Origin of the sequence: Klebsiella sp. R390, from assembly GCF_051131745.1 — a bacterium.
GTDB lineage: Bacteria > Pseudomonadota > Gammaproteobacteria > Enterobacterales > Enterobacteriaceae > Klebsiella.
Map to the genome: position 1 here is coordinate 4,303,908 of NZ_CP180445.1, position 17,692 is coordinate 4,321,599.

Consider the following 17,692-nt stretch of genomic DNA (forward strand, 5'->3'; position numbering starts at 1 on the left):
CCTTACCGTCTGTCCGCGGGCAGTTTTGCCGCTTTGTTGTCGTCATACCACCAGCTATCAAACCCTGACGAGTAAACAGGCCGAGTCTGCGGGAACGAGAACTTATTCCAGTAGGCCGTCCTGTCCTGCGCCATATACCACATCGGCAACATGTAATAGTTCCAGGTTAGCACCCGGTCCAGCGCACGTCCCAGCGGCAGCAGCTTCTGCTTATTACCCTGCCAGCGGATGATCTGCGCAATCAGCTGGTCCACTTGCGGGCTCTGAACTCCCGGGGCGTTGTAGCTGGAGTGAATATACGATGAATCCCAGGAAATTTGCAGGTCGGTGCCGGGCCAGGGCGTCGCGCGCCAGACGTTAGGCATCATGTCGTAATCGCGGCTGCGTCGACGGTTCGTGTACTGCGAATTATCCACCTGGCGAATATCCATGGTGATGCCCAGGCGCTGGAGATTATGCCGGAACGGCAGCACCCAGCGGTCGTTGCTGCCGGAGGAGAGTAGCAGCTCGAAACGTAGGGGTTTACCGGTGAGCGCATTGACCCGCCGCTGGTTTTTCACGACCCATCCGGCCTGATTCAGCAGAGCATCCGCCTGCAGCAGGTTGGCCCGGTCAAACCCATCTCCGCTGGAACGCGGGGGGTGGTAAACGGTGGTGAAGACCTCCGGCGGTAGCGCTTTTTTCATCGGCGTCAGCAGGGCAAGCTCTTCGGCGTCGGGCATCTGACGGGCCGCGTATTCGGTATTCTGGAAGTAGCTGTCGCTGCGGCTGTAGGCGCTATAAAACAACGCTTTGTTCATCCATTCGAAATCGAAGGCGAGGGTTACCGCCTGGCGAACCCGGCGGTCGCTGAAGACCGGGCGCTGGATATTAAACGCCAGCCATTGGGTATCCTGCGCCGAGGTATTCTGGTAGGTATCTTTGACGATATAGCCCTGGGTGAAGTTGCGTCCGACGTAACGGGTGGCCCAGTTTCTGGCGACGGCCTCTTCGCGACGGTCGACGGCTCCGGCCTTAAAGGCTTCAAAGGCGACGTTGTCGTCGAGATAATAGTCATAGCGTAGCGTGTCAAAATTCCAGCGCCCGCGGTTCACCGGGAGATCGGCCGCCCAGTAGTCTTTAACCCGCGAATAGACGATGTATTGCCCCATCCGCCAGTCGGTAATGCGGTACGGGCCACTGGCCAGCGGCGGCGTAGAGAGCGGATCGCTGAGCTTATGTTGACGCCAGAACGCCTCCGGCATCACCGGAAGGGTGAGCAGGCCGAGCATGTTTTCTTTCCCAGGCTGCCCGAGCGTGATACGCACGGTGCGCGGGGCAATTGCCTCGACGGTCGTCCCCTTGTAGAACAAGCGAAACTGCGGCACCCCTTCGGTCATAAATTTGTGGAAGGTAAAGGCGACATCGCTGGCGGTGATGGGGCTGCCATCATGAAAACGGGCGCGGGGACTGAGGATGACCTCCATCCACGAGAAATCATCGGCGTAGCGGGCGCGTTCGGCAATGAGCGGGTAATAGCTGCCGGGTTCGTCATCGGAGGTGGTGAACAGCGTATCGTACAGGGATTCGGTGCGGACACCCGGGTTACCGCGTAGTGCGTAGCGGTTGAAATTGTCGAAGGTGCCGATGGCGGCATTGACGATAGCCCCGCCCTTCGGTGCCGCCGGGTTAGCGTAATCGAAGTGGCTAAAATCGTCGCGGTACTTCGGTTCACCAATGATCGAGAGCGTGCGGCTCTCTAGAATCGTGTGCGCCTGGCTGTTCAGGCTCAGCAAGGTCAGGAGTATCAGGCAGACGCGGGCAAACATAACCAGATTCTTTTCCTTTGTGAGCAGGCCGGATAGTGGCCTGCCTGCAGAGTGGCATCATAAGGGAAGGCTAGCGGTTGGCAAAATATTTTGCCGGTTCGTCATGCGCTGCCAGCAGCATTTCCAGCGAAATCGGGCGGCTGAGCCAGTAGCCCTGCAGATAGTGTACCCCCTGTTTACGTAGCCACTCGGCCTGTTCCGGCGTTTCGACACCCTCAGCCACGGTCAGGAGCTTCAGGCGTCTGCTCAGGGTCAGGACGGCATCCAGCACCGGCGAGGTGACGGTTTCGGTCCCGATAGCCTGCACAAAACCACGGTCGATTTTCAGGTAGTCAAAGTTATAACGCTCAAGATAGATCAGCGCGCTATGTCCGGTACCAAAGTCATCGATCGCAATTTCAAAGTCCTGCTCATGCAGCCAGTCAAAGATCGCCAGCGATTTGTTTTTATCGATCATCGCCCGTTCGGTAATTTCGAGCACCACATTGAAGTGGTTGGCGGGCATGGCGGCGGCAAACTGGCGGATGTCGTCCTGAAAACCATCGGCATGGAGGTGGGCAGGGGAGATATTAAGCCCAAGCTTAGTTCCTGCCGGCAGGATCGTTTTCAGCGTTGGCGCATCACGGGCGATCAATGAGAACAGATGATGGGTGAGCGGGACGATCATTTGCTGGGTTTCGGCGAGGTTAATAAATACGTCCGGAGGGATTTCGCCTCCTACCGGATGTCGCCAGCGCATCAGCACTTCGACGCCGCTGATATGCAGGGTATCGGCTTTCACCACCGGCTGGTAAACAATATAAAACTGGTTTTTGTTAATCGCTGTCTGTAGCTCTTTTCGCGGGTCGGAGCGTAGCGTAAGAATATAGTAACCAATCAGCCCCGCCAGCAGGCCGCTAACCATCCCCAGCAGGAGGGAGAACTGCATATTCTCCGACAGCCAGCTGTTGGCATAGAGATAGACCTTCAGCGGCAGACCTTTTATTTCCAGCTGACGAATGGGTTGCGTTGACATGGTCTGCGGGTCAACGAGGCGGTTGTTAAAGGTGGTCAGGGCAAGATTATTCACGACCAGCGCAATACCGCTGAAATCATCCTGGCGGGCGGTATAGAGAAAATAGGGCAGCAGGTTGGTATTGACGGAGACGAATACGCCATCATTTCCGCCGTGTGGGCTACGTATCCACAGAGCCAGCGCGGCACTTTTCGGCATCATGGGCGTCCCGGGCAGGAGCTGCATGTCGACCGCTTTACTGAGATCCAGTCTGGGAATAAGTTGCGTCAGCGGTGTGTCCATCGGCCCGGTGGCGGAAGAACAGAAGGCCTTGCCATCTTTGACCAGCAGAAAAGCGCGAACGTTTGGGCTGAAGGCCGCTTTGGCGGTTAACCCGGAGGCGACATTTTCACAGCTCTGGTCAACCAGCGGCTGCAGGTCGGCAATAGTCTTGTTGAGGTCGCGAAAATAACTCGTCAGGAAGACACTGATGTTATTGATGACGCTATCAAAGCGTTCAGTTCGACTGTGGTAGATCGCCATAAACTGAATGCTACCGGCGAGCAGGGCGGCGATGATTCCAATCAGTATGCTGGTCAGCCAGATATTCCGTCGGGGCGATAGATAACGGGTAAGCATAGCCTGTAGTCTGTCCGTGTTAATGAGTCACGCCAATGGGTTGATAGAAAATGCTTTTTCTATCGTCACTAAATAGAGATAGTCTATATTGCGGCGTTTACAGGTAAATGGGCAAAAAAAAACACTGCCACAGCAGTGTTTTTTTATCTGAACGTCAGCCAAGGGTAACTGACGACAGAAGAGATTACGAGCGGCTCAGAACTCGACGCGCTTCGTTATAGCGCTTTTTCCAGTAAGGTTCGTTCATGCTGGAGATAGTCACACCGCTGCTGGTGGAAGCATGTACGAACTGATCGTTACCGATATAAATACCTACATGACGACCCGTAGACCCTGCGCGGAACAGCACTAAATCACCGGTGCGCAGCTGAGAACGTGAAATCGACTTGCCGGAATCTTGCTGCTCAGAGGTTGAGCGCGGCAGTTCCAGGCCAAATTGTTCGCGGAAGGTACGCTGTACGAATGCGGAACAATCAATACCCTTACGGGTGCTGCCACCGAGGCGGTAACGCACGCCTTTCCAGCTGGCATACTGGTCCATCAAGCGGGACTTAACGTCCAGGTTGCTGACCATCTTTTCAAATTCATCCTGAGAGGCTTGCAGTGATGATAAATCGCCACTACCCACAGCATGCGTCTCAGAATGCATATTCTTCGCGGTACTACTTGTCGAACTACAGGCAGAAAGCAACACTGCCACTGCTATTGCGGGAACCACCCGCAAGATATATCTCAAAATCGGCTGAGATTTGACCATGTTGTTTGTTTTCCCTTGTTGTCCTTAACGACAATGTCGTTATAAAAAATGCCAAACGTGTTAGAGCCTAAATACCTGCCAGCAATGAGACAATTCCTTAAATCCAAATTTGTGGGATAACGCACAAATTTAATTTTGAGCCAGAATATGTTGCTGAAAAGGCAAAACGAGAACGAGATTACCCTATCAAACGGGGGATGGCGAGTGGTTTTGCGCGATTTCTTATAAGAATTTTTGCGTCTAAAAGTGAATCATCGGGAAAGCACAAAATAGCGTCAATGGTGGGTAAAAAATATGCAATTACTTCATTTGTAAGATGATTAATGTGACACGAAGATGACCAGACCGACAAAAAATGGCGAAAGCCGATAAGGGGACCGAGAACGATCCCTTATGGTTAATATTAATAATTTGTAACGGTCGGGTTAATTTTGACCCTTTTTACCCGGCAGCGAGCGATCAAACCAGCCCACCAGAATATCGCTTAATGGCGTCAACAGAACCCAGGGGGCGCCAATCAGCAGGGCGGTTAATGAGCCCACGGCAATATCGGTAAACCAGTGGGCACCAATCATCACCCGCGGGAAGGCGAAAATAACAAAAATAGCGAGTGCAATCGCCAGTGCCCGGCGGCCAAAATAGCGCCACATAAAGGCGGCGAATATCAGCAGCATCATTCCGTGGTCACCGGGGAAGCTGTCTTTTGAGGCGTCTTTGGTTGGGAAAGAGACGACATCGCTGACTTTCACAATTCCGCTGAACGACAGGGAAGGGCTGGCACGTTTAACCGGCATCAAATGCTGCGCCAGCTGATTAATAATCACTGCGGAAAGCAGCATCACCAGGCCAATAATCACGATCCGGCGGCGCCCGGCGCTCTGTTCTTTCAGCCAGAAGCTGAGCATCAGGCAGCCCATCGCCAGCAGCGAGCAGCCATCGAAGGCGCGGTTATTGATGATCGCCAGTAGCCAGGCCCAGGCGTGGTTTGTCCCCACACTCTGGTTAAAGAAGTGGAAGATCGCGGAGTCCAGCGGAAACCAGAAACCATGATTCGCAGGCAGATACCACGATAAAAACAGGGCGAAACCGGCGGCGTTAAGCAGCAGGATCAGGGGTAATCGATTTTTTAACATAACGGTCGCGATTTGTGTAAAACGGCGGAAAACATACCCGCCTTAACTTAAACGAAGTTTCAACAAAGAGGCTTGTAACGTGTTCCAGTCGGCCTCGGAAGCGCTAATGAGCTCAATTCGGCTATCCGGCGGTGCCACGTTTTGGGTCTCAATATGCAGGTCAAGCCCCTGGCGATTGATACGAACCAGGCCTTCCGCAATGCGCAACACGCCCTTCACGCGTTCAACCGGCGCCAGACGTGCCCACTCCAGCAGCCCAATAGTATCAAAGGTGGTATCGGCATCAAAAATCCAGCCGCAGGCCTGATAGCCCTGGCCGCTGTTGAGGCTGCGCCGCCAGCGCTGGTGGGCGGGCAGGCTGAGTGCGCCGAGGCCCTTTGCGGAGCCGTGACTGTGCGCATGTTCGGCGCTGGTTGGCAGCGGGGCAACATTGCGTCGTGTGTGGTCGAGCAGCGCCGGGTCGATGTTGCCTTGCGTCGCCGCGACGTACAGACGTTCACCGGCATGTTCCTGCCACCAGGCCTGAAAGGCCTGCTCGCTGTCTGCCGTCATGCGGTCCGTTTTATTGCTGATAATGATATCAGCAGCGGCAAGCTGATCGCGGAAGTTATCGTTCGCCATCACTTTGCTGTCCAGCAGCTGGCGTGGGTCCAGCAGGCACAGCGTGGCGCGCAGATCGATCCACGGTTCGTAGACGGCGGCGGTGAGGATATCGAGAATTTGTTTCGGGTGTCCGAGCCCGGTAGGTTCAATCAGCAGGCGATCCGGTTTCCCCTGGCGCAGCAGGGTGTTCAGCCCAACCTGCATCGGCAGGCCGTTGACGCAGCACATGCAGCCACCGGGGATCTCTTTGAGTAGCGCACCGCTTTCGGCCAGTAAGGCCCCATCGATGCCCACTTCGCCAAACTCATTAACCAGCACGGCCCATTTTTCATCTGCAGGCTTATGGGCCAGCAGATGAAGAATCGAGGTCGTCTTACCGCTGCCGAGAAACCCCGTGATCAAGTTTGTTTTGGTCACATTTTCTCCAGGATGCAAATGTAATGTTGTAACAGTTGCGACTATCCTGACGAAAAAATGACGAAAAGAGAAGAGGAAGCGCGGGCAGAAAAAAATTCTGCCCGCTAAACAGCAGAAATTGTTAAATCTGTACCACCGTGGCGATGGCCTGGCGAGCGCCAGAGATCGACAGCTGATGCCAGGCGGCGGTAATGTCTGCGACAAACTGCGCATTGCGCGGCAGGTCGCGGCCAAAGATCTCTTCCAGCGAGAGCAGCGCGCTAACGCGCTCCTCTTCGCGACTGCCGGCGACCAGAGCCTGAATCTTTTCAGATAGCGGGTCACGCACATCAATAACCTGACCGGCATCGTCCACGCCGCTGACGTAACGCATCCAGCCGGCGACACCAAGCGCCAGCAACGGCCACTGACTGCCGCGCTCAAGATGCACGCGAATGCCGTCCAGCATGCGCTGTGGCAGCTTCTGGCTGCCGTCCATCGCAATTTGCCAGGTGCGATGTTTGAGCGCCGGGTTAGCAAAACGGGCGATCAGGCTGTCGGCATAGGCCGTCAGGTCGACGTTTTCGATAGTCAGCGTCGGCGCCTGTTCATCAAGCATTAAGCGGCGAGCGGCGGTGCGCAGGACTTCATCCTGCATACAGTCGCTGATATGCGCGTGGCCTGCCAGGTAGCCAAGATAAGCCAGGAACGAATGGCTACCGTTGAGCATCCGTAGTTTCATCTGTTCCCACGGCAGCACATTGTCGGTCATCTGCACGCCGGCGGTTTCCCACGCCGGGCGACCGGCAACGAAGTTGTCTTCGACGACCCACTGAATAAACGGCTCACAGCTGATGGCGCAAGGGTCTTCTACCCCCAGCGTGGCGCGGATTTCAGCCAGCGACTCGTCGGTGGCGGCAGGCACGATACGATCCACCATGGTGCCGGGGAAGCTGACGTGTTCAGCAATCCACTGCGCCAGTTCCGGGCTGCGCTTTTGCGCCATGCCGAGGACGGCATTTTTAACGACGTGCCCGTTATCAGGAATGTTATCGCAGGAGAGAACCGTAAACGGCGCAAGGCCCCGTTCACGACGGCGTGACAGCGCTTCGACCAGAATGCCCGGGACCGACTGCGGCAGCGTCGGGTTTTCCAGATCGTGAATAATCCGCGGCTGTGTCAGATCCAGTGAACCGGTGGCAGGGTCAATGCAGTAACCTTTCTCGGTGATGGTCAGTGAGACGATAGCAACCTGCGGCTCGCAGAATTTCTCAATAATGGCAGGCAGCGAATCCAGTTTGGCATTCAGGCACTCGTGAACCGCGCCCACGACAATGGGCTGATTGCCTGCGGCCCCTTTTTCCAGCACGGTGAACAGGTGGTCCTGCTGGCGAAGCTGGCTCATTATCTTATCGCCGCTGAACAGACTAATTTCACAGATCCCCCAGTCTCCGCCGCCGGCGTTGAGCACCCGATCCGTTAACAGAGCCTGGTGCGCGCGGTGAAAGGCGCCAAAACCAAAGTGCACAATACGCGAACGCAGCTGACTGCGATCATACTGAGGGAGTTGCACGTTTTCTGGCAGCGTAGCTGTCGCAATAGTCGTCATTCTTTATACACCTGATTAACCAATGATTAACAAGGTCAGTGTAAAGTTATATGACAACAAATTAAATTGGTAAGCCGTATTTATCCGCTTAGTGTGAGCTGGATCAATCAATAAAGCGGGATTTATTGATCCTTTGAGAGAAGCCTGTATGGTAGTCGTCATTGATGTTGATGTTATTGGTATAACAACTTTGAGAGGGCATAGCGATGGAGCAAACCTGGCGTTGGTATGGACCGAACGATCCGGTATCGCTTGATGATGTACGACAGGCGGGCGCAACTGGGGTAGTCACGGCACTGCACCATATTCCTAACGGTCAGGTCTGGCCGGTTGAAGAAATTCAACAGCGTAAGGCGCTGCTGGCGGAAAAAGGACTGACCTGGTCAGTCGTGGAAAGCATTCCGGTGCACGAAGAGATTAAGACCCATAGCGGGCAGTGTGCGACCTGGATTGCCAACTATCAGCAGAGCATTCGCAACCTCGCAGCCTGCGGGATTGATACCGTGTGCTACAACTTCATGCCGATTCTCGACTGGACGCGTACCGATCTGGAATACCAGCTGCCGGACGGCTCGAAAGCGCTGCGCTTTGACCAAATCGCCTTTGCAGCGTTTGAGCTGCATATCCTTAAGCGTCCCGGCGCCGAAGCGGATTATAGCGAAGAAGAGCAGCACCAGGCGCAGGCCCGGTTTGCGGCGATGAGCACGGCGGAAATTGATAAGCTGACCCGTAACATCATTGCCGGTTTACCCGGTGCTGAAGAGGGCTATACCCTCGACCAGTTCCGCGCGCGTCTGGCGGAATACGATCATATTAATAAAGCGCAGCTGCGCGATAACATGGCCGTGTTCCTGCGGGCCATCGTGCCGGTGTGTGAAGAAGTCGGCGTACGGCTGGCCGTGCACCCGGACGATCCGCCGCGCCCAATCCTCGGCCTGCCGCGTATCGTCTCGACTATCGAAGACATGCAGTGGCTGAAAGAGACCGTGGACAGCATCAACAACGGCTTTACGATGTGTACCGGTTCTTACGGCGTGCGTGCCGATAACGACCTGGTGAAAATGGTCGAAACCTTTGGCGACCGTATCCACTTTACTCATCTGCGTTCCACCTGCCGCGAAGAGAACCCGAAAACCTTCCATGAAGCGGCGCACCTGACCGGCGACGTCAACATGGTGGCGGTGGTGAATGCGATTCTGAGCGAAGAGCTGCGCCGTAAACGCGCCGGCGATCTGCGTCCGATCCCGTTCCGTCCGGATCACGGTCACCAGATGCTGGACGATCTGCGTAAGAAAACCAACCCGGGTTATTCGGCAATTGGCCGTCTGAAAGGGATGGCGGAAGTGCGCGGCGTTGAGCTGGCGCTGAAGATGACGAAGTACCCGGAACTGCTGTAATTTCAGCAGCCGGAAAATCAAAAGGACAGCCTGAGGCTGTCCTTTTTGCTATTGGCGTAGTGCGGCGCCGGAGGTGATTAGTCGGCGCGACCCATATAGCGGCTTTCTTCGATATGGATACGAATTTTCTCGCCGGTGGTCAGGTATTCCGGAACCTGAATCACCAGGCCGGTGCTCATGGTCGCCGGTTTGGTGCGGGAGCTGGCGGAAGCGCCTTTAATGCCCGGTGCCGTTTCGACGATTTCCAGGTCCACGGTCTGCGGCAGTTCCAGCGCTAGCAGCTGACCATCCCAGGTGAGAACCTGCATGTCAGGCATGCCGCCTTCCGGAATAAACAGCAGCTCTTCTTCAATCTGCTCTTTGGTGAAGGTATACGGCGTGTAATCTTCTTTATCCATAAACACGTACTCGTTGCCATCAACATAAGAGAAGTCAACGAAGCGGCGGGTCAGGGTCACGGTATCGACGATATCGTCGCCTTTAAAGCGCTCTTCCACTTTCAGGCCGGTACGTACGTCGGAGAAACGCATTTTGTACAGCGTTGCTGCGCCACGGGCGCTCGGTGACTGAATATCAATATTTTTCACAATCAGCAGCTTGCCGTTGTAATTCAGCACCATACCTTTTTTAATTTCATTCGCTCTTGGCATTGCAGTAATCCTGTGACTTAACGGTTCAAAAAATATCGCGTAAAACTACTCGTGCCGGGCCTTTCAGGCAAGAGGAATTCGCGAGTTTTGCTATCTCTGGGCAAAACGTTTAGGCTGAGCCGTGAACCGCAATATCAAGAGAGTCATGTATGGAATGTCGTATCGATTGCGGTGCCTGCTGTATCGCCCCTTCTATTTCATCCCCGATCCCAGGAATGCCCAACGGCAAGCCTGCTAACACGCGCTGTATCCAGCTTTCAGCCAATAATCTGTGCAACATCTTTACGTCGCCGCTCAGGCCGAAAGTTTGCGCGAGCCTGCAGCCGGTTCTGGAGCTGTGTTCGACGGATCGTGATGCTGCTATGACGTATCTGATTCATCTGGAGTCCAGTACAGCACCCTAAGTATTGGTAGTACAGCAATCCAGACAGCCTCACAATGAATGGACAATGCCACCACCATCCCTGGCGGCGGCTAACCTGCAACAAACTCAGACGGCAACGTCGCGACGAGGGATACTGGTACGTTGTTGAATTTCCCAGTTGGCGGCAAGACCGACTTGCACATCAGAGGGTGCTAGCATTTCACGGCCTCGAATCAAATCCGCTGCGCGTTCTGCCAGCATAATCGTCGGTGCGTTCAGGTTGCCGTTAGGTTCGGTCGGGAACACCGATGAATCCACTACCCGAACCCCTTGCAGGCCATGAACACGCAGTTCGGAATCGACCACCGCGAGGCTGTCTTCACCCATCTTGCAAGAACCACACGGGTGCATAGTGCTTTCCATATTGGCCCGCACAAAAGCATCGATCTCTGCGTCTGTTTTCACATTAGGGCCTGGGGCCAGTTCCACACCACGGAAGCTGTCCATTGCTTGCTGGCCAATGACTTCACGCGTCAGGCGCACACACCGGCGGAAGCCTTCACGATCTTCTTCGCGCTCCAGATAGTTAAAACGGATTTCCGGGTGCTGATACGGGTCGGCGGAACGTACACGCACATAGCCACGGCTTTTGGGTTTATTGGGGCCAGTCAGCACCATAAAGCCGTGTCCTTTGAACGGTTTATCGCCGTCATAGCGCATTGCCGCAGGCAGGAAGTGGAACTGGATATCAGGCCAGCGCAAGCCTTTAGCTGAGCGGATAAACCCGCCGGCTTCAAAATGGTTGCTGGCTCCTAGACCGTCTTTGAACAGTAACCAGCGCAAGCCAATCATTGCCTTAGAGAACAGCCCCATTTTGCTGTTGAGTGACACCGGCTCTTTACATTCGAACTGGATGTAAATTTCGGCGTGATCTTGCAAGTTTTCCCCCACGCCGGGTAAGTCGTGTTTCACCTCAATGCCAGCGTTACGCAGCACGTTGGCCGGGCCGATACCGGAACGTTGAAGCAGGTGAGGAGAACCGATAGGACCTGAGGAGACGATCACCTCACGGGTGCAGCGCACGGTGTGGACGACCTCGTTTTGCTCATATTCAACACCCACTACACGCTTGCCGTCGAGCACCAGTTTACGGCTCATGGCATTGGTGATAACGCTCAGGTTTGGACGCGCCATTGCCGGGCGCAAATAGGCGTTTGCCGTCGACCAGCGCACGCCATTTTTGACCGTCATATGCATGGCGCCAAAACCTTCTTGCATATAGCCGTTGGTATCGTCGGTTTTTATGTAACCTGCCTGCGTGCCTGCTTCTACCCAGGCACCATACAATGGGTTTTGCATATTGTTGCCGTTGTTGGTGCTAAGCGGACCTTCTGAGCCCCGGTAGTCATCACCACCAAATTTGAAGCTCTCCGCTTTACGGAAATACGGCAAGCAGTTGCGGTAACCCCAGTTTTTTGCCCCTAGCGACTCCCATTCATCGAAGTCATAGGCATGACCGCGAATATAAACCAGGCCGTTTATTGACGACGACCCACCCAGCACTTTGCCACGAGGGCAGTGCAGGCGGCGGCCATCCAGATACGGCTCGGGTTCGGTTTCATAGTGCCAGTTAAATTTTTTGGTGTTCATCGGTAGCGAGAACGCGCTCGGCATCTGAATGATGATGCTCTTATCACTCCCACCGAATTCAATCACCAATACCTTGACGTCTGGGTCTTCTGTCAGACGATTTGCCAGTACACAGCCTGCGGACCCGGCACCGACGATGATGTAATCATATCGTTTGGTAGACATAATATTTTTGCTCCATTTTGGTTCTGGACCACCGTCTCAGGCACGTTTTTTCGTCCCGGTGGTGTACTCAGGCATAGTGGTTTCGATATGTGCAATGACCGTCTCTTCATGATGCAAATTGAGCGAGCGGCAGGCTATGTAGTAGGTGATGCTTGAGACAATAAGCCCGACAAGCCACGCCAAATCTACGCTGCCCATGGCCCTGGCAATCGGGCCGATGAACACTTCCCGGCTACCATCAAAGATGCAAAAGAAGGGGATCATCGCCGCAAAACCGACCAGGTAAGACAGCAAACCGCGCACCCCCCAACGGCCATAAATGTTGTCGTGCGGCAAGAAGAAATGTGGAATGGCATAGCGGCCGCGGCGCACGAAGAAATAGTCGGTGAGGTTGACCGCCGTCCACGGCACCAGAAAGTAAAGCATCACCACCAGATAGATGTTGAGTACCGACAAACCGGAGCCCGAGTTGTAGATGCTCATGGCCACGCCCAGTTGCAAAAACACCACGAAGATAATCGCCACCACGCGTGCTTTAGCCGTCGGTTCTATCTTCTTAAAGGAGTCAACGCTGGTGATGGTGGTGAGTTTGGCGCTGTAGATGTTCATCGCGATAACGGGCAGGAAGGCCAGGATGGTGATGGCGACCACAACCGTACCCAGATGCGGCGCAAAGCCGGCACCCACCGCGTTAAGGGCGACCAGCACATTGGTGGCCTGCAGATGGGCCGCCAACCAACCGCCGACCGAAATCATCCATGCACCCGACAGCGATGCCCCTAAAAACACCGCTGCGATAAGCTTGCCGCTAGAGGTGTTTTTCGGTAGGTAGCGTGAATAATCAGAAACATACGGCGCATAGGCGATGTTATAACTGGCTGCTGCCGCAAACTGGGCAATAAAACCGGTCCAGTTAAAGCCTAACCGCGAGCCCTGAACGGCCCTTTCTATCGCTGGCGCGTCATGCACCCAGCCCATCAGCACCGCAAGGGTAACCAGACCGTACAACGGCAGCGACAAATACAGTGACCATTTAAAGGTTTTGTGCATCCAGTCGTGACCGAGAATAGCCAGAATGGTGGCAGGCACCGTGACCGCGAGAGCGACCTGTATCGGGTCCCAACTGAAGAGGGTTTTTAGCCCCTGCATCATCAGCACCAGGTTGACGATATTAAAGCCTGCAAACACGAACAGCGTGGCAATTAATACCAGCACAACCCCCCGGTAACCAAACTGGGCGCGTGACTGAATCATCTGCGGCAGCCCGAGGTGCGGCCCTTGTGAACCATGGAAGGCCATGAACAATGTGCCGAACATGATGCCCAGCGTTCCGCCGATGGTGGTCCAAATCGAATCAAGCCCGACACTCGGCCCGACAAAGCCGATGGTCATGGTAAAGAAGGTAAAGTTGCCGACAAACCAGAAAGGCCCCTGGCTTGAGAGTTTATCGGTGCGTTCATGTTCTGGCACAAAATCTATTGAGCGTCCTTCGATAGTGCTTTGCTCGCTGTAGCTCCCTTTCACGGCTGTTGATTGCGTTTGCATGATGTACCCCATGAGCAATAAGGGTGAAGCAATAAAATTCATCAAGCCAGCCACTGGCCTGTCCGCGTTTATTTCGCCATTGCTTCCCAGGCGAGCAGCATCATGCTGAAAGCCTGGGCGGGTGTGTGGCATTACGACGGCAGCGTTATCCAGACGGTTTTGGTTTCCATCAGGTAGTCGAGTTGTTCAGGCCCGAGGTCCTTACCAAAACCAGACTCTTTATAACCACCAAACGGAAGGGCCGGGTCGATGGTACTGTGCGCGTTCACATACACTGAACCGGCTTTGAGCTTTGGAATCAGAGTGTGTACACCGGCAAGATCGTTGGAATAAATGGCGGCGGCCAGCCCATAGGGCGAATCGTTGGCAAGGGTAATGGCTTCCTCGACGGTATCGAACGGGGCGGTTACCAGCACCGGGCCGAAGATCTCTTCCTGGACAATGCGCATTTCATTGCGGCAGTGGGCAAAGATGGTTGGCTCAACAAAGAAGCCGTTTCCTGGCTGTGGGCGGCCACCGTAGTACAGCGTCGCGCCTTCGGTAATGCCCGCTTCAATGTAAGACAGCACGGTGTCTTTTTGTCTGGCGGATACCAGCGGGCTGATGAAGCACTCTTCGTCCAAACCCGGCGCCATTTTTAGCGTCGCGGTATAGTCGGCAAGCGCTGCCAGAAACTTGTCATAAATACTGCGGTGAATATAGGCTCGCGTACCGGCATCGCATACCTGACCTGAGTTAAAGAACACGCCGTTGGCAACAGCCTGGGCAGCCGCCGGGATATCGGCATCCTCTAATACCAGTACCGGAGATTTACCACCCAGCTCAAGGGTGACACGTTTGATATTTTCAACCGCCGTCTGCCCGACGGCTCGGCCAACAGGGGTTGAACCGGTGAAGGTGACTTTATCAATACCTGGGTGGCTGGTCATCGCCGCACCAATCACGCTGCCGTACCCGGTGATGATATTCACTACGCCGTCCGGGATACCCGCTTCCTGGACCAATTCTGCAAAGCGCAATGTTGAGAGCGAAGTAAGCTCCGCAGGTTTAATGACCGCGGTACAGCCGACCGCCAATGCTGCCGCCAGTTTCCAGGCCATGGTCTGAAGCGGGAAATTCCACGGCACAATGGCAGCCACTACGCCAAGCGGCTCTTTGCGGGTATAGGCCAGATAATTGCCAGGCAGCGATGGCTCGACGGTGCGGCCATGCAGTTTAGAGGCCCAACCGGCGAAATAGCGGAAGGTATCAATCGTGCCCTGAATATCAACAGCACGCGCCTGGGCGACTGATTTACCCATATCGATGGACTCAATTTCAGCCAGTTCATCGGCGTTGGCTTCAATCAGGTCAGCCAGACGGTGCATCAGGCGCTCACGCTCAAGGGGCTTCAGGTCACGCCACTCACCGTGGTCAAACTGATGGCGGGCGGCGGCTACCGCACGGTCAAGATCGGCGGTGGTTGCAAGTGGAATAGTGGTGAGCACGCCTTGGGTGGACGGCTCGATGACCGCACTCACTTCACCGCTGCTGCCCGTTACCCACTGGCCGCCAATGAACATTTTCTGCGGTTTAGTCAAAAAGCGCCGGGTTGTCTCGGAGATACCGTATTGGTCGAGATACTGTTGTACTGTTGCGTCCATTTGCAGGTCCTCTTTTTTTATACCCGAATTTTGCCCCCCGGGTTTGGGGGAGGGGAAAGGTGGTGGCAACACCACACCGAATGTAGTTAGCGATACCGGGCTTGTTTGCGCTCATGGAAAATGAAACCGATGCTGTTCATCAGTAGCTGGGCGGCAAGAATCGAGGTCACGCCCGTTGGGTCATAAGCCGGGGCGACTTCCACCAAATCCATACCGATAACGTTGCCGCCACTGCGTTTAGCGAGAGCCTGAATGATTTCCAGCACTTCGTAATACTGGAAGCCACCATGACTTGGTGTGCCTGTGCCCGGTGCGATAGACGGGTCGAAACCGTCAATATCAATGGTCAGGTAGTAGTTACAGCCCACCGGGATGTGTGCGAGTACCCCCTCAGTGCCTAAACGGCGTACATCACGAACTGACAGGATGTTGGATCCCGCTGCACGTGCGGAGTCATAGTCGCTGCGGTTAGATGAAGAGACATTACGAATGCCCAACTGGGTCATGCCGACGATATGGTCCATTTCTGAGGCGCGGCGTAACGGGCTACCATGGCCATAGCGCACACCGTGGCGTTCATCGACAAAATCAAGGTGGGCATCGAAATGGACGATGTGAACCGGACCCAGACCTTCGTAGGCTTTGATCACCGGGGCGTGTATTGAATGGTCGCCACCCAAAACAATCGGCATGGCACCGGAGGCAAGAATTTTACGCACTGCCAGTTCAATATTGGCGTTACTGCTCACCATATCGGTATGGACGATATCCGCATCACCCACATCAACCATGCGCACCTGGTCTTCAGTCAGGTAGAGCACATCATCTTCATGGTCATAAGCGCCGGCATGGCCGAATGAAAATAACGTGGACGCCTCACGAATACTGCGTGGTCCAAAACGGGCACCAGAACGCCATTGGGTGCCCATATCATTGGGTGCGCCGAGAATAGCGACATCAGCATCTATTTCTTCCCAATTAAGGCAAACCGGCGATTTGGCAAAAGTACAATGCCCGACGAATGGCAAATTTAATCGCCCTGTCTCATAGTTATTGTTTCCCATTTTTTCCCCCATTCTCTGTAGATATTCTGATGCGACCTGGCACAGGTTTATTTGCCATGGCATTGACTATGGACAACAATTCGGGGGATAAAAATAGAAAATATCAGATGTTCATATCGGTAATTCCGAAGCAATTTGTTAAGGGAGCAAAGCGTGAATCAACTGCAAAATATTGATCTTAAGTTGCTGAGAATTTTCATGACAATTGTGAACTGCAACGGTTTTTCAGCCGCGCAGGCCGCATTAAATGTCAGTCAATCCACCATCAGCGAACAGATGACCAGTCTTGAAACGCGACTTGGCGTCAAATTGTGTGAAAGAGGGCGCAGCGGTTTTCGTCTTACTGAATATGGTGCGGCCACCTACGAGGCAGCACAGCGCTTGCTGCAGGCAGTGGACACGTTCTGTATGGATACCTCTGCGCTTAAGCAGCATATTTCAGGCCGGCTTTATCTGGGCATTATTGATAATACGGTTACCGACAGTGGCAGCGTGCTGTCACGGGCGTTGCGTGGGTTCGTCTCGCATGGCCACGACGTGCAGCTGGATATTTATATCGGCACCCCCGCGGAGCTTGAAGCCCGTGTGCTGGATGGGCGCTTACATGTCGCGATAGGCCATTTCCCGTTTGAGGTCGCCGGGTTGTCATATAATCATATATATGATGAGCCGGATGGCCTGTATTGCAGTTGTTATCATCCCCTGTTCAATAACTTACCCAGTGGTGAAATGCTTATTGAAACGATCCGTGATAGTCAAATAGTGGCGCGGAGTTTCTTGCAACAACGCGATTTGCAATTACTTAAATCAGGCAGTGCGGCGGCAACGGTGGATAATGTTGAGGCACAGGCTATTTTAATTCTGACCGGTGCTTATATTGGTTTCTTGCCAATGCATTATGCTCGCCAATGGGTAGATTCTGGCCAAATGCACCAGATTGTGCCGGAGCAATTTGGTTCGAAATGGCCTTTTTCTTCAATAACCAAGCGCACGACCACACAACCCGCCGTGCTGCGCGTGTTTATGGAAGCGTTGATGAATCATGCACATCATATTTCGGTTTGATATTTGAATTGCCGCCGATCATTCAGATATTTTCTTTTATGAGCAGCGGTATCAAGTCCGGGATTATATCGGTTTGCAATGTTAAGGGCTGTATAGTGGTATATCTGGCAAGCCAGCAAACAGCCGCCGGGTTAAGCCGTCGTCCGACAACCTGTGCAACATCTTTACCTCGCCATTAAGGCCAACAGCGTGCGCGTGATGTGCTCGACC

The 17,692-nt window shown here is 54.2% G+C and carries 14 protein-coding genes; 3 read left to right on the forward strand and 11 right to left on the reverse strand.

What is annotated here, in order from left to right; all coding sequences use genetic code 11:
* Nucleotides 1–2: 2 nt before the first annotated feature.
* The 6 genes from ACMYSP_RS20240 to ACMYSP_RS20265 form a co-directional block, all read right to left on the reverse strand.
* Nucleotides 3–1,808, reverse strand: coding sequence for an extracellular solute-binding protein (locus tag ACMYSP_RS20240; RefSeq protein WP_434583826.1), 1,806 nt, complete (start codon nt 1,806–1,808; stop codon nt 3–5).
* 70 nt (nt 1,809–1,878) lie between these two features.
* Entirely contained in the window at nt 1,879–3,441 is a 1,563-nt protein-coding gene (locus ACMYSP_RS20245) for a cyclic di-GMP phosphodiesterase (RefSeq protein WP_434583827.1), read from the reverse strand.
* A gap of 184 nt (nt 3,442–3,625) precedes the next feature.
* Nucleotides 3,626–4,198 carry a bifunctional murein DD-endopeptidase/murein LD-carboxypeptidase gene (gene mepS / locus ACMYSP_RS20250; protein WP_004864824.1) on the reverse strand — a complete coding sequence of 191 codons (573 nt, stop codon included), beginning with the start codon at nt 4,196–4,198 and terminating at the stop codon, nt 3,626–3,628.
* A gap of 425 nt (nt 4,199–4,623) precedes the next feature.
* Nucleotides 4,624–5,331 (reverse strand): phosphatase PAP2 family protein, encoded by a 708-nt coding sequence (locus ACMYSP_RS20255; protein WP_434583828.1) that lies wholly within the window; start codon nt 5,329–5,331, stop codon nt 4,624–4,626.
* A 42-nt stretch (nt 5,332–5,373) separates the two neighbouring features.
* Nucleotides 5,374–6,351, reverse strand: a complete 978-nt coding sequence (locus ACMYSP_RS20260) for a CobW family GTP-binding protein (protein WP_434583829.1) — start codon at nt 6,349–6,351, stop codon at nt 5,374–5,376.
* Between the two features lie 121 nt (nt 6,352–6,472).
* Nucleotides 6,473–7,939, reverse strand: coding sequence for a mannitol dehydrogenase family protein (locus tag ACMYSP_RS20265; RefSeq protein WP_434583830.1), 1,467 nt, complete (start codon nt 7,937–7,939; stop codon nt 6,473–6,475).
* Nucleotides 7,940–8,145: 206 nt separating this feature from the next.
* Here ACMYSP_RS20265 and uxuA point away from each other — a divergent pair, with 206 nt between their 5' ends.
* Nucleotides 8,146–9,336, forward strand: coding sequence for a mannonate dehydratase (gene uxuA, locus ACMYSP_RS20270; RefSeq protein WP_434583832.1), 1,191 nt, complete (start codon nt 8,146–8,148; stop codon nt 9,334–9,336).
* A gap of 77 nt (nt 9,337–9,413) precedes the next feature.
* Here the strand turns inward: uxuA and yeiP are convergent, their stop codons facing one another.
* A complete protein-coding gene (gene yeiP / locus ACMYSP_RS20275; protein WP_039079953.1) occupies nt 9,414–9,986 on the reverse strand; it encodes an elongation factor P-like protein YeiP in 573 nt (190 codons plus the stop codon).
* 149 nt (nt 9,987–10,135) lie between these two features.
* On the opposite strand from yeiP, the gene ACMYSP_RS20280 reads away from it, so the two are divergent.
* Nucleotides 10,136–10,390, forward strand: coding sequence for a YkgJ family cysteine cluster protein (locus ACMYSP_RS20280; RefSeq protein ID WP_434583833.1), 255 nt, complete (start codon nt 10,136–10,138; stop codon nt 10,388–10,390).
* Between the two features lie 86 nt (nt 10,391–10,476).
* On the opposite strand, the gene betA is transcribed toward ACMYSP_RS20280, so the two are convergent.
* The 4 genes from betA to speB all read right to left on the reverse strand — a co-directional run bounded on the left by betA (nt 10,477) and on the right by speB (nt 16,417).
* The gene (gene betA, locus ACMYSP_RS20285) at nt 10,477–12,165 is read right to left on the reverse strand and encodes a choline dehydrogenase (protein WP_434583835.1); all 1,689 of its coding nucleotides are present in this window, start codon (nt 12,163–12,165) and stop codon (nt 10,477–10,479) included.
* A gap of 36 nt (nt 12,166–12,201) precedes the next feature.
* Nucleotides 12,202–13,710 carry a purine-cytosine permease family protein gene (locus tag ACMYSP_RS20290; protein WP_434583836.1) on the reverse strand — a complete coding sequence of 503 codons (1,509 nt, stop codon included), beginning with the start codon at nt 13,708–13,710 and terminating at the stop codon, nt 12,202–12,204.
* Between the two features lie 131 nt (nt 13,711–13,841).
* Nucleotides 13,842–15,353, reverse strand: a complete 1,512-nt coding sequence (locus ACMYSP_RS20295) for an aldehyde dehydrogenase family protein (RefSeq protein ID WP_434583837.1) — start codon at nt 15,351–15,353, stop codon at nt 13,842–13,844.
* Nucleotides 15,354–15,439: 86 nt separating this feature from the next.
* Nucleotides 15,440–16,417 (reverse strand): agmatinase, encoded by a 978-nt coding sequence (speB, locus tag ACMYSP_RS20300; protein WP_434583838.1) that lies wholly within the window; start codon nt 16,415–16,417, stop codon nt 15,440–15,442.
* A gap of 153 nt (nt 16,418–16,570) precedes the next feature.
* Here speB and ACMYSP_RS20305 point away from each other — a divergent pair, with 153 nt between their 5' ends.
* The gene (locus ACMYSP_RS20305) at nt 16,571–17,482 is read left to right on the forward strand and encodes a LysR family transcriptional regulator (RefSeq protein ID WP_434583839.1); all 912 of its coding nucleotides are present in this window, start codon (nt 16,571–16,573) and stop codon (nt 17,480–17,482) included.
* The last annotated feature ends 210 nt before the right edge of the window (nt 17,483–17,692 follow it).